Origin of the sequence: Cellulophaga sp. 3_MG-2023 (assembly GCF_030546975.1) — a bacterium.
Lineage (GTDB): Bacteria > Bacteroidota > Bacteroidia > Flavobacteriales > Flavobacteriaceae > Cellulophaga.
Window position 1 is genome coordinate 275,609 of the sequence record NZ_JAUOPS010000002.1, and the last position, 14,164, is coordinate 289,772.

The following is a 14,164-nucleotide window of genomic DNA, read 5'->3' on the forward strand; positions in this document are numbered from 1 at the left end:
CTGATGAAAAATTACATAATACTAATTATTTGCTCTTTAGTAGCACAATTAACGTACTCACAAATTAAAATAACCGGAAAAATCACAGATGATTTTGGCAATGTGGTACAGGGAGCAACTGTCTCTTACAACAAACAGAACAGCACTTTAAAAGGTGGTACAATTACAACTAAAAACGGAAACTTTAACCTTGAGGTTTCTGAAACAGGTGACTATAAAATTACGGTAAGTTATATTGGTATGACAACGGTAAATATTAAAAAAACATTTAACCAAATTACCAATTATGACTTAGGAACTATTGCTCTTAAAGAAAACGTAGAGCAGCTACAATCTGTAGAAGTTATTGGTAGAGCCAGAACAGATTACAATAGTGACTACTCGTTTTCTGCAACAAAAGTAGCAATTGCTAATAAAGAACTACCACAAGCAATAACATCTGTAACCAAAGAATTAATTGCAGACCGACTAGCTTTTCAAGTACCAGATGCAGTAAAAACAGTAAGTAATGTTTCAGTTACTGGTTTGTACAATCACTACAATATTCGTGGTATTACACAAGGTGATGACGGACAAGTGTTAAACGGAATGCGTACACGTCAATATTATTTTTTACAACCTATTACCTCTCACCTAGAACGTGTTGAAGTAATAAAAGGACCATCATCGGTAACGTTTTCAAGTGCAGATCCAGGTGGTACCGTAAATATGGTAACTAAAAAACCATTAGCAGAAAAGCGTAGTGAAGTTTCGTTAACAACAGGAAGTTTTGGAACCATAAGAGCTACGGCTGATTTTACAGGTCCGTTAAACGAATCAAAAACGTTATTATATCGTTTCAATGCTGCTATTCAAGAAGCAGATTCATTTAGAGATGTGGTAAACAATAATGCCATTTTGTTTTCGCCTTCTTTAAGTTATATACCAAATGAAACCACTTCGTTAAACGTGGAATTAATTTACAGCGATGCTGTAGGTAATTTAGATAGAGGTCAGCCTATTTTTGGATCTATCAATGGTAATTATGATATTAATAGCACACCAATTACTATGAATGTAGGTGCATCTAGTGATCATTACAAGAACAAAGAATTTATTTTCATGACAAACTTTAGTAAAAAGTTAACTGAAAATTTAGGTTTTAATGCCCAGTTTATGAAACAAACTTGGGATGAAGATTTAGCCGAGCATAGAGTTGATGGTACAGCTGTAGATATTGACGGAAACGTAATTCCTACCTTAGCTAGATTGCGTTATGATGAAAGACAACAATATTGGGAAACCGATAACTTTAGTACTTACTTTACGTACGACATAGAAACAGAGAAGATTACCAATAAAATATTGGTTGGTTATGACGCTACACGCTGGGAAAGAAAAATTGGTGCAGGCTTTTTGCGTGCCAGAAGATACTTAACAGTAGACGGTGGTCAGTCTAACTATGATCCTGACAACGCAGCTAATTTTCAGCAAATGGAGGTAGATGGTGTAACTATGCCAGTACCTGCAGTTCCTCATTTTAACTTAGCAGACCCTTTTAATGGTGCTAGAAATACAAATGCGTATAAATTGGCAGAATTAAGTATTCCTGCAAACCTAAATACATCAAATGGTTTCTACATTCAAAACCAATTTAAGATGGGTAAATTTTCTGCCCTGGTAAACTTAAGGTATGAGCGTTTTACTGATATTTTTGATTATGAAGGCGATGAACAAAAATTTACTAATGACGCTATTGTACCAAGATTTGGCTTAACCTATGAAGTGTCCAATACCATTAGTGCTTATGCCACATACTTAGAAGGCTTTCAGCCACACACCAATACAGTTTCGTTATCACCAACCGCAGAGGGCTTCTTTTGGTCTACATCACCAAGTAGATTTGATCCCCTTGAAAGTAGCCTAACAGAGTTTGGAGCAAAAGGAGAATTCTTAAACGGAAAAATATTTGCCAACCTAGCTGTCTTCAACATTACTCAAAAAAATATCCTTTTAGGTGATACTTATGATTTAGATAATTTAACTACAAGAGGTGAACAAAGAAGTAGGGGTTTTGAGATGGATGTATCTGGTTACATATCATCTAATTTTCAAATTACCGCATCTTATGGCTATTCAGATGCAGAAATTGTAGAAGATGCTATAGAAGAGTTCATTGGAGAATCTATTGGAGGTGCTCCAAAACACAATGCAAATATTTGGGGACGATATGATTTTACAAATGAAACCTTAAAAGGAATAGGCTTTGGTTTGGGTGCTCAATTTATGGATGAGCGTTATACGTGGTACAACCCTACATACAGTACAGATAGGTTGCTACTACCATCATACACTGTATTTGATGCAGCTGTATACTACAAACCAAATAATACAGGAATGCAGTTAACTCTCAAAATAAATAATTTATTTGACGAAACATATTGGCTAGGAGGCTTAAACCCATCTAGATTAGGACCTGGAGCCCCAAGAAACGTATTGCTAAATGCTACTTATAAATTTTAATGAATGAGGAAGAAAATAATTTTTATACTCGCTAAACAATTCTGGATTGATGCTCTACGATCCAGAGTTATGAGTATTACTGCTGTTTTAATGCTTTTGCTTCTTATCTTTTCTGCATATAGCGGTTGGGAAAATTACCATGAGCAAAATTATAGCAGAAATTTAGTTCAAGATGAAGTTAGAGAAAGCTGGGAAAATAATCCCGACAAGCATCCACACAGAATGTCTCACTACGGGTCTTTTGCTTTTAGAATAAAACATATTTTAAGTGTTTTTGATTTAGGAATGGAAAATTTTGTGGGCAATGCTGTTTTTTTAGAAGCTCATAAACAAAATACAGTTAACTTTTCTGAAGCAAGTATGTCTACTGGGCTACTTCGCTTTGGAGAAGTTAGCTTTGCTATGCTCCTAAAATTAATAGTTCCTTTATTGCTGTTTTATTTAGGCTATGCAACAATAGCAAAAGAAAGAGAAAACGGAACATTAAAATTATTAATAGGGCAAGGTATAACACGTAAGGAAATTGTAGTGGGCAAATGGTTAGGGCTCTGGTCTGTCTCTATAATTTCATTACTTACCGTATTTTTATTATTGTTGATTTTTGTTTTAACTGAAGAAAGCAATACGGAGGGTATTTTACTTCGGTTTTTAGTACTTTTTATATCTTACTTATTATTTTTTGGTGTTTTAAGCGCCATTACCATACTGGTTTCTTCATTTAGTAGAACTGCAAAAGGAGCCTTAATAAAGCTCTTAGGAATATGGTTACTGTTTGCTATTATTTTACCAAAGTCTTTACAAGCAATAGGATACTTTTTATACCCAACTCCTTCTAAAATTGAACTTGAAACTGCTGTAGAATTAGACTTGAGTAAAGAAGGTGATAGTCACGACCCAGACGATCCTCATTTTAATGCTTTAAAAGATTCTGTTTTAGTAGCTCACAATGTAACAAAAGTAGAAGACTTACCATTTAATTATGGAGGTTTTATTATGGCTGAAGGAGAATCTTTAAGTTCTAAAATATATCAAAAACACCAAAATAATTTGTACAAAGTGTATCAAAAACAAAATAGTTTAGAACGCGTATCTGCATTTATAAATCCGTTTACAGCCATTAAAAATTTATCTATGGCATTTTCTGGTACAGATTTTAAATCGTTCCTTCATTTTAAAGAAAAAGCAGAAGTATACCGTTTTAATTTGGCACAAGCAATGAACAAATTACAAATGGACTTAATACCTAACAAAGGTAAAAAAGGTCCTGAGGTTATTGACAGTACTTATTGGAAAGAATTTCCTCCGTTTACGTATCAATTTTTATCAATTGGCATAGTGTTTAAAAACGAATTACTGTCTATTACTGCACTACTACTATGGGAAGTCATAGCTATTTTTGGACTATTGCGTTTACCTAATCACTTAAAAGCCATTTAAAATGTATAAATTATTATTTAAATCGTTTTTTAGAACAAAAATTTTTGTCGTTAGTTTATTGCTATTAATTATAGTAGGTGTAATAAGCATACTTATTGGAAAACAATTTCTTATAAAACAAGAAAAAAATGTTATTGCCGCGCAAGAATTTCAAAAATTAAGTCTTGAAAAAAACATAGAGCATCATCCAAATGATTTAGGCTTATTGTTGTATTACCAAAGATTTACACTAATTAAGCAACAGCCAAATATTAGTGCAATATCTATTGGACAGAGTGATGTAAATCCACTATTACAAACTGTTACCATTAGAGCTCTTGAAGGTCAAAAATATGATAATGATTTTGAGAATCCCTCACTTTTAATGTCTGGCAATTTAGACTTAGGGTTTGTAATTATTTATTTGTTTCCTTTAGTTTTAATTGCTTTAATTTTTAATCTTTATTCAGAAGAAAAAGAAATTGGCACTTGGAAATTATTGGCCTCACAAACAGCAAAAAAAACAAACTTTTTACTAAAAAAATTGATTGTTAGGTTAGCTTTAGTCTTTACTGTTTTACTACTACTTTTATTTTTAGCCAGTGCCTTACTAGATATTCCAATGAGTTCTCCTTTTTGGGCAATAGTACTGCAAAGTATTATTTATTTAACATTTTGGAGTGCCATTAGTTTATGGGTAGTGTCGTTTCAAAAAAGCTCTAGTTTTAATGCGCTTACTTTAATATCTGCTTGGGTATTGTTAACTATTTTAATTCCTGCTATGGTAAACAATTATGTAATACACAAATACCAAGTACCAGAAGCATTACATACTATTGTAGAACAAAGAGATGGTTACCATGAAAAGTGGGATATGGAAAAGCACGTCACTATGGATGGCTTTTTAAAAGAGTACCCACAATTTAGTAATTACAACGTTCCTGAAGATGAATTTAGCTGGATATGGTATTACGGAATGCAACATATGGGAGATATAAATGCTAGAGAAACTAGTATAGAAATGAAAGAAAAACTAATACTTAGAGATAAGGTTAGTAAAAATATAGCCTTGTTTATACCTACTATGTACACACAGCTTAGCTTTAATAAAATTGCGAGTACAGATATGGTGAGTCATCTGCATTTTTTAGATAAACTTTCCGAATACCATTCAAATTTAAGACTTGGATTTTACTCCAAAATATTTGATAAAAACAGTGCTGAAACAGTGAATTGGAAAAATTACAATTCAAAATTCACTAAAATGAGTAGTAAAATAAACTGGAGAACTCTTTTTATACCTACTTTAATTTTTATAATACTGCTTACAGTCATATCTTATTTTAACTTAAAAAAGCTATAATTAAACATAGGACTTAACCTTAAAAGTTAAGTCCTATTTTTTTATTGGTGTACCTATACACATTACTGTTTCACCTATATTTACTGGTGGAGTTCCAATTTTATATAAAACAATTCCTGTTGATGGCGCATTAATACTTACTAAGGTTTTACCAAACTCATCTTTAATTACACCAACAGCATCACCAGTTTTTATATAATCACCAGCCTTTAAGTTGCTATAAAAAATACCTTTTTCTGTTGACTTAATGTAACTTTGCTTATTAAAGTAATTTTTGGTGCCTGGAGCTACAACCTTAGCATTATACATTTTCAGTTCTTTTAAAATACTATAAATACCATTTTTATTTAAGTCTACAGCTTCATTATGAACCGTACCTAATTTCCCTGCTTCAAAACTAAGCGCAACTTTACCATCTTGTACTGCCTGCTTAAACATATACTTGGCAGGTTCACTATCTTTTAAGCTATAATTATAAGATACTATATTAGAAAACCCACTACTTTTTGATAGCTGAGCAGCCTTTGCTGTTTTTTCTTGATTATTTCTATTGTCATAGTAACAAACAAATGGTAATAAATCTTCATTTGCATCACCTCCGTGGATATCTAAAAACACATCACTAACAGGAATAATTTTCTTAGTTATAAAATAGGCTATCTTTTGAGTAATGCTCCCGTTAACATCTCCTGGAAAGGCGTTATTAAGATTCACATTATCTAATGGGTTTACAAAAGGAGAACGGCCGTAGAACGAGCCTATATTAGCTATAGGTATTACAATTATATTACCTTTTAAGCCTTGCACGTTTATTTCATTTAAAAACTCTTGCAAAGCTACTATAGGAGGATACTCATAACCGTGCACACCTGCAACTATTGTAAGTGTTGGACCTGGTTTAATACCTTTTATAATAGTTATTGGCACATACGTTTTACTTTCGTTATCTGTAAAGTGAATTTTTAAATCTGTTCTACTCCCTGACTTTTTATTATTTAAAATTGAATCTATATTCTGTTGCCCTTGAACAAGGGTAATAGAACAAAAAAATAATAAAAAGATACTTAGGTAATTTACTAATTTCATATTGTAATAAATCTCTTTTTTAAAATCGACTTCTCTAAAGTTTTAGATCTATCAAAATTAATTATAAAGAACAATACGAATTATAAATTTAAGAAAGAGAATTTCTTGTTTAACACAAGCTTAACCAATTTTAAAAAGGCTTTATAATAGAAGAAAAAATATAGAAATTTTATAAAACAAAAAAGCTCCCGATAAATCGGAAGCTTTTGTTACTGTGGGCCCTACTGGATTCGAACCAGTGACCCCCTGCTTGTAAGGCAGGTGCTCTGAACCAACTGAGCTAAGAGCCCTCATTCACAATTTAGAAATTTGTTTTCCGTATTGCGAGTGCAAATATATAACTGTTTTTCATTTCTCGCAAATAAAAAATGAAAAAAAATTAAACTATTTCTGCAACAACAAAAGTGCTACCTCCAACGTAAATTAAATCTTCTTTTTTTGCTAAAGATTTTGCTTTTTCAAGTGCTTCTTTTACAGACGAATAAGCATTACCCTGCAACAAAAAACCACTTGCTTCACCTTTTAACTCCTCTGCATTTAACCCTCTTTCTATTTTTGGACAACAGAAAAAATAATTTGCATTTTTTGGAAAAAGAGGTAAAATAGCATCCAAATTCTTATCCTTAACAACTCCCAAGACAATAAAAAGCGACTCGTATTTTTGTGCCTCCAACTGTTTTATAGTTAAACTTAAGCCCTCTTTATTATGTGCTGTGTCACAAATTACCCTAGGTTGCTCTTGTAAAAGTTGCCACCTACCCATTAATCCGGTATTTTCTACCACATTTAGCAGCCCTTTTTCAATTGCACTATTAGTAATTATAAATTCTTTTAATTGTTTAAGTGTAGCTAAAACACCTTTTATATTTTTTTGCTGATAATTACCCAACAAAGATGTTTTGTATGTTTTTACCAAAATAGAATCTGCAAAAAATATTGGTGCGTTTTTTAAATTTGCAATTTCTTCAAAAATTGGTGCAGTCTCCGTTTGATTTTCACTTACTACAACCGGAATATTATTTTTAATAATCCCTCCTTTTTCTACAGCAATTTTCTCAAGAGTATCTCCTAATAAATCTGTATGGTCTAACCCTATGTTTGTTATTAATGAAACCTCTGGTGTAATTATATTGGTAGAATCTAATCTTCCGCCTAAACCAACTTCTATAATTGCAATATCCACATTTTCATTTGCAAAGTATGCAAAAGCCATTGCTACTGTCATCTCAAAAAAAGAGAGTTTATGCGCTTTAAAAAAAGACATATTATCTTCTACAAAGTTTATTACGTGACTTTGCGGAATTTTATCGCCATTAATTCTAATACGCTCCCTAAAATCTTTTAAATGCGGAGAAGTATACAAACCAACTCTATAGCCTGCCTCTTGTAAAATAGACGCTAACATATGACTACTAGAGCCTTTACCATTGGTACCTGCTACGTGTATACTTTTAAACTGTTTTTCTGGAGAGCCTAAAGCTTTAGAAAATAGCTTTATATTATCTAACTTACCATTAAACGCAGATTTTCCTTTGTTTTGGTATATTGGAAGTTGTGCAAACATCCAATCTAACGTTTGGCTATATGTCATTAAAGTTTATTAAATTGAGTAAATAAGAAGTAAAATTAAAGTAATTTTAGATAATTACTCTCCTAATTTAAAGTTTACAACAACAAATCCTATTTGTCTGCTTGGTGCCTTAGTATCTAAATTCCATTTATGTAAACGTGCTGTTGCCTCTGCTGGTTTTAACAAACAAGGGTGGTTATTAGTAGTACCTTTTACACCTGCAGTTGCAGATAGCACTTTGCCATTACGGTCTACTACTATTTTTACTACTACTCTACCCTCCTCGTTACAATCTTGCTTAACCTGGCCTTTATTTAAAAGTTTTCGTCCTGACAATCCGTAACCAGAACCGCCGCTTCCAGACCCAGGAGAACCATAGTAACTAGTAGCATATGGATTTCCTTGCGGATTACCCTTGTCACCAGCTTTATTATCATCTCCTTCACCTCCAGTAGCTTTACCGTCAGACTTAGCTAAACCACCAAAAAGGTTATCTACCTTATCTCTTTTAGCCTGTTCTGCTTTACGTTTACGTTCTGCCTCAGCCTTTTCTGCTGCAACACGTTGCTGCTCTTTACGCTCTGCTTCTGCTTTGGCTTTTTTTGCTGCAGCATCTGCCTTGCGTTTAGCTTCTTGCTTTTGCTTTATTAAAATAGATTCTTCGTTATCTTGTGTAACCAATTTTTCTGCAGCCTTTTCCAGCGCAGATTCTTGCTGCACTTCTGGTTCTGCAACTGGCTTTACCTCTTCTTGCTGTTCTTCTACAACTTCTTTGGTTGTTTTTACTGGTTCAGACTTTATTTTTTCTTTTGGTTGCACGTTACCCTTACCAAAATCCATCTGGCCAAAATTAACCGCAATACCTTTTTCTTCTGGAGGATCCATATAAGTTAACCCAACATAAAAAAGCAACAACAAGAGTACGCTTAGCAACAAAGTTGTAAGCGTAAAAGATTTTTTCTTGTGTTTGGTATCTAAGAACGACATTATTTAGCTCGCACAGCTAAGATAACCTTGTAATTATTTTTATTAGCAATATCCATAACATTTACTGCCTCTTTAACAGGTACTGTTTCTTCTGCCCTTAAAATAATTGTTGGTTTTTCTTGACCTTCTAGTGCTTTCTTTAATTCAATTTCAATATACTTCCCGTTTATTTTTTCACTATTCACAAAATACTCTAAGTTTTTATTAATACTTACAGATACATTTTGTGTATTGGTTGACTTCCCTTTTGCCTTTGGAAGCAACAGATCTAATGCATTTGGCGCGTTTGATGTTAACATAAAAAATACCAACAACAAAAACACAATGTCCGTCATAGACGACATACTAAAGTCTGGACTTACTTTATTTCTTCCTTTTAATTTCATCTAAAGGAATTTAAAGTGGTTCGTTTAATAAATCTAAAAAGTCTACAGCGTTTGCCTCCATCGCATGTACAACCTTACCTGTTCTGTTTACAAGGTGATTGTATCCAATATAAGCAATAATACCTACTACTAAACCTGCAACAGTTGTTGTCATTGCCGTATATATACCAGATGCTAAAGAACCCATTTCTGCTTGTCCGCCTGCAGATGCCATTTCATGGAATGCCAAAATCATACCAATTACAGTTCCTAAGAAACCAATCATTGGTGCAGCACCAGCAACAGTAGCTAAAATACTTACATTTTTCTCTAACTTATATACTTCTAATGTTCCAGCATTTTCAATTGCTGTATTTATATCATCTAAAGGTTTTCCTATTCTAGAAACCCCTTTTTCAGTAAGTCTTGCAACTGGAGAATCTGTTTGCGCACACAACATACGGGCAGCATCTAGCTTACCATTTGTTATATGATCTTTAATCTGATTCATAAAATTTTTATCAATTTTAGAAGCAGCCTTTATTGCAAAGATTCTTTCAAAATAAATATATAGAGCAACAAATAATAGAATTGCTAAAATTCCTATAATGATAATACTTCCTGCACCACCATTTACAATTAAATCTATTACCGATAGTGTTTTTTCTTCGGATACACTTTCTCCCATTACCACCTCATTAGCAGCATCTTGAAACAATAACATATATTTTCCAGTATTTAAGTTGCTCTTATAACGCTATTTTACAAATAAAATTATGCGTTTAGTATAAAATCTCTAATTAAAATAAAACAGCCAGCACCTGCTAAAAATCCTACTAATGCTAACCAAGCTATTTTCTTAAAATACCAGAAGAAGTCTATTTTTTCCATACCCATTGCAACTACACCTGCAGCAGAACCTATTATTAACATACTACCACCTGTACCAGCAGAATATGCAATAAAGTGCCATAATGGATCATCCATACCTTGTGGAAACATACCAATACTTGCAGCTACTAACGGAACGTTATCTATAACTGCAGAACCTGCACCTAATAACATTACAACAAAATCTGAATTTGGAATTGCAGCATTTAAGTTTTCTGCAAAGTGAAACAACATACCTAAAGATTCTAATGCAGCCACTGCTAATAAAATACCTAAGAAAAATAAGATACTTGGCAACTCTATCTTAGATAAAGAATGGTGAACTGGACTGTGATGAGAAGCAGCTTCACTTTCACCATCTACATTAGAAATACTAAATTTAGAATTACTGTATATTTCAGCAAATGTTGCAACAATAGCTAAAGAAAGCATCATACCTACATAAGGAGGCAAATGTGTTATTGTTTTAAAGAAAGGAACAAAAACAATAGCTCCTAAACCTAAGTATAACATTGTAGATCCAAATTTAGATTTCTTTTCACTATCTGCTTCTTCAACATCTTCAATATTACCTTTAAAAGCTTTAAATCTACTAGCTATAAATGTTGGTACAACCATACATATTACAGACGGTACAAATACGTGTTCTACTAATTGCGCTGCAGAAACCTTATCTGCAATCCAAAGCATTGTTGTAGTAACATCACCAATAGGAGACCAAGCACCACCTGCATTAGCCGCAATAATAATCATACCAGCAAACCACAAACGAGTTTCTTTGTTTCTAATTACTTTTTGTAAAATTGTTATTAATACAATTGTAGCTGTTAGGTTATCTATAATTGCTGATAAGATAAAAGCAAGAATGGAGAACAACCATAATAATTTACGTTTACTTTTTGTTTTTATAAATCCTTTTATTGTTGCAAAGCCATTAAAGTAATCTATGATTTCTACAATGGTCATTGCTCCTAATAAAAAGACCAATATTTCTGCCGTTTTACCTAAATGATGCAGTAAAATTTCATCTACGTGGCTAGGCGCTAATTCTCGCAAAGCCGCATCAACTTCAAAAACTGGCATATGAGCCAAAGCTATTACTGCCCATAACAATGCCATCATTGCAAGTGCAGGTATTAACTTATCTATTTTAAGATTGTGCTCTAAGGTTATTGCCAAATAACCAACAAAAAAAATAATTATTATAATGGTCTCCATTCTTCTTCTTCTTAGTTTAGTTTATATTAATTGTTTTAATGCTATCTCAAAGGCTGTTTTACTTAGCTCTTTTTTAGATGCGTTGTTTTTATATACATTCTGCATTGCTTTTTTAATGGTTTCAGATGTGTCTTGAAAAACTAACTCGTCATTCATTTCTACTCTTCTTTCCATAAAGTAAGCAAATACTCTTGCCATACCACAGTTAGATATAAAATCTGGAATTAAACTTACACGTTCATCTGTATATTCCATAATAGGACCAAAGAAAATTTCCTTATCTGCAAATGGTACATTAGCGCCGCAAGTAATAACTTCTAAGCCTGTATCTATTAACTGTGTTATTTGCTCTTTGGTAATTAATCTTGAAGCTGCACAAGGTGCAAAAATTTCTGCTTCTAATCCCCAAATTTGTTTATTTATTTCATCAAACGGAATCATATTCTCTGCTACAAGCGTGTTTCCGTTTTTGGCAAGGTAAAATTCTTTTATTTCATCAAAAGAAAAACCTTCTTTATTAATTACACCACCATCACGATCTATAATACCTACTATTTTAGCTCCCATTTGGCTTAAATAATATGCCGCTGCTGCACCAACATTCCCAAAACCCTGTACTATTGCACGTTTTCCTTTAATGGTACCACCATAAATATCATAAAAATGTTTTGCCGCTTCAGCAACACCAAAACCAGTAATCATATCTGCAACTGTATACTTACGCTCTACAGATGGTGAGTATGTACTACTCTCTATTACTTTTATTACTCCTAGTCTTAATTGACCTATACGGTTAATTTTATCTGCTTCTGTAGGTTTAAAGTGACCGTTAAAAACACCTTCTTGTGGGTGCCAAACACCAGCATCTTCTGTTATAGGAATTACTTCATGTATTTCATCTACATTTAAATCTCCACCGGTACCATAATAACTTTTTAACAAAGGAGCAACAGCATTATACCAACGCTTTAAAACACCTTTTTTTCTAGGGTCATTTGGATCAAAATTAATTCCAGATTTTGCACCACCAATTGCTGGTCCAGAAACTGTAAACTTAACCTCCATAGTTTTTGCTAAAGAAAGAACCTCGTTCATATCTAAACCTTTACGCATTCTTGTACCACCACCGGCAGCACCTCCACGTAAAGAATTTATAACTGTCCACCCTTCGGCTTCAGTTTCAGAATCTTTCCAGTTAAAAACTATTTCAGGTTGTTTATCCTCGTATTTTTGTAGTAAATCTTTCATTTTAAATTAATTGTAAAATTATGTAACATTATTTATGCATCGCTATTGTGTTAAAAATATCCCTCCCAAACGGGAGTTACTGCTGTCTCATAATTTTGATATTAAATCAATTAATAAAAATTCAATTCAACAAATATAAAAATATTGCGGCATTTTTAAACTTTTAACAGTCATAGAATGATTAATTTTTCATTAATTTTACGTTGAACAGCATTAAAACACGGAGAAAGAGAGCCCAATGCTGTTGAATATATCACAATATAAACCTATATTTGTACACATAAATTAACATTATCGCAATAAGATGGACTTTAAGTTAACAGAAGAACAATTAATGATTCAGCAAGCAGCAAGAGATTTTGCTCAAAATGAATTATTACCAGGAGTAATTGAAAGAGACGACGCCCAAAGGTTTCCTAAAGAAGAAGTAAAAAAAATGGGTGAATTAGGCTTTTTAGGAATGATGGTTGATGCCAAATATGGTGGTAGCGGTCTAGACACACTATCTTACGTTCTAGTAATGGAAGAATTATCTAAGGTAGATGCTTCTTGCTCTGTAATTGTCTCTGTAAACAACTCTCTTGTTTGTTGGGGTCTAGAAACTTTTGGTAACGAAGAACAAAAGAAAAAATATTTAACAAAGTTAACTACAGGAGAAAGCATAGGCGCTTTTTGTTTATCTGAGCCTGAAGCTGGTAGTGATGCCACATCACAAAAAACTACTGCAATAGATAAAGGAGACCATTACATATTAAATGGTACTAAAAACTGGATTACCAATGGTAGTTCTGCAGATTACTACCTTGTAATTGCTCAAACAGATGTAGAAAAAGGTCACAAAGGAATTAATGCCCTTATTGTTGAAAAAGGTGCTGAAGGTTTTGAAATTGGTCCTAAAGAAAATAAATTAGGAATTAGAGGTAGTGACACTCACTCTTTAATTTTTAACGACGTAAAAGTACCTAAAGAAAATAGAATTGGTGAAGACGGTTTTGGTTTTAAATTTGCTATGAAAACACTTTCTGGCGGAAGAATTGGTATTGCAGCACAAGCGTTGGGTATTGCAGCTGGTGCTTATGAATTAGCATTAAAATACTCTAAACAAAGAAAAGCATTTGGTACAGAGATTGCTAACCACCAAGCTATTGCTTTTAAATTAGCAGATATGCATACTTCTATTGAAGCTGCAAGAATGTTAGTTTACAAAGCTGCAATGGATAAAGACAATCATGAGAATTATGATTTATCTGGCGCTATGGCTAAATTATACGCATCTAAAGTTGCTATGGAGGTTTCTGTAGAAGCTGTACAAGTGCACGGTGGTAATGGCTTTGTAAAAGATTACCACGTAGAGCGTTTAATGAGAGATGCTAAAATTACACAGATTTACGAAGGTACTTCTGAAATTCAGAAAATAGTAATCTCTAGAAGCATTTTAAGAGATTAATTAGAAATATACGTTTGTTTTAACACAAAAGCTGTGCAATAAATTATTGCGCAGCTTTTTTTATATCTATT

The 14,164-nt window shown here is 32.9% G+C and carries 11 protein-coding genes and 1 tRNA gene; 4 read left to right on the forward strand and 8 right to left on the reverse strand.

From position 1 onward, the window contains the following. Window positions 1–3 precede the first annotated feature (3 nt). From Q4487_RS06160 to Q4487_RS06170, 3 genes are read left to right on the forward strand one after another with little or no spacing between them, the layout of a single operon-like run. A complete protein-coding gene (locus Q4487_RS06160; protein WP_303540852.1) occupies window positions 4–2,502 on the forward strand; it encodes a TonB-dependent siderophore receptor in 2,499 nt (832 codons plus the stop codon). Between the two features lie 3 nt (window positions 2,503–2,505). Beyond that, window positions 2,506–3,939, forward strand: a complete 1,434-nt coding sequence (locus Q4487_RS06165; RefSeq protein ID WP_303540850.1) for a DUF3526 domain-containing protein — start codon at window positions 2,506–2,508, stop codon at window positions 3,937–3,939. A gap of 1 nt (window position 3,940) precedes the next feature. Then, a complete protein-coding gene (locus tag Q4487_RS06170; protein ID WP_303540848.1) occupies window positions 3,941–5,281 on the forward strand; it encodes a DUF3526 domain-containing protein in 1,341 nt (446 codons plus the stop codon). A gap of 33 nt (window positions 5,282–5,314) precedes the next feature. On the opposite strand, the gene Q4487_RS06175 is transcribed toward Q4487_RS06170, so the two are convergent. The 8 genes from Q4487_RS06175 to Q4487_RS06210 form a co-directional block, all read right to left on the reverse strand. Then, complete coding sequence (locus tag Q4487_RS06175; RefSeq protein WP_303540846.1) at window positions 5,315–6,367, reverse strand: succinylglutamate desuccinylase/aspartoacylase family protein; 1,053 nt, start codon at window positions 6,365–6,367, stop codon at window positions 5,315–5,317. A 215-nt stretch (window positions 6,368–6,582) separates the two neighbouring features. Beyond that, window positions 6,583–6,657, reverse strand: a tRNA-Val gene (locus tag Q4487_RS06180). A gap of 89 nt (window positions 6,658–6,746) precedes the next feature. After that, window positions 6,747–7,958 carry a folylpolyglutamate synthase/dihydrofolate synthase family protein gene (locus Q4487_RS06185; protein WP_303540844.1) on the reverse strand — a complete coding sequence of 404 codons (1,212 nt, stop codon included), beginning with the start codon at window positions 7,956–7,958 and terminating at the stop codon, window positions 6,747–6,749. 54 nt (window positions 7,959–8,012) lie between these two features. After that, entirely contained in the window at window positions 8,013–8,924 is a 912-nt protein-coding gene (locus Q4487_RS06190) for an energy transducer TonB (RefSeq protein WP_303540842.1), read from the reverse strand. Next, window positions 8,924–9,310, reverse strand: coding sequence for a biopolymer transporter ExbD (locus Q4487_RS06195; protein WP_100893691.1), 387 nt, complete (start codon window positions 9,308–9,310; stop codon window positions 8,924–8,926). The genes Q4487_RS06190 and Q4487_RS06195 overlap by 1 nt, the downstream gene beginning before the upstream one ends. A 10-nt stretch (window positions 9,311–9,320) precedes the next feature. Beyond that, complete coding sequence (locus Q4487_RS06200; protein ID WP_100893692.1) at window positions 9,321–10,013, reverse strand: MotA/TolQ/ExbB proton channel family protein; 693 nt, start codon at window positions 10,011–10,013, stop codon at window positions 9,321–9,323. Between the two features lie 50 nt (window positions 10,014–10,063). Beyond that, a complete protein-coding gene (gene nhaD / locus Q4487_RS06205) occupies window positions 10,064–11,398 on the reverse strand; it encodes a sodium:proton antiporter NhaD (protein ID WP_303540838.1) in 1,335 nt (444 codons plus the stop codon). A gap of 21 nt (window positions 11,399–11,419) precedes the next feature. Beyond that, a complete protein-coding gene (locus Q4487_RS06210) occupies window positions 11,420–12,646 on the reverse strand; it encodes a Glu/Leu/Phe/Val dehydrogenase dimerization domain-containing protein (RefSeq protein WP_100893694.1) in 1,227 nt (408 codons plus the stop codon). A 304-nt stretch (window positions 12,647–12,950) separates the two neighbouring features. Between Q4487_RS06210 and Q4487_RS06215 the strand changes: the two genes are divergently transcribed. Further along, window positions 12,951–14,093 carry an acyl-CoA dehydrogenase gene (locus tag Q4487_RS06215; protein WP_303540836.1) on the forward strand — a complete coding sequence of 381 codons (1,143 nt, stop codon included), beginning with the start codon at window positions 12,951–12,953 and terminating at the stop codon, window positions 14,091–14,093. Window positions 14,094–14,164: the final 71 nt, after the last annotated feature.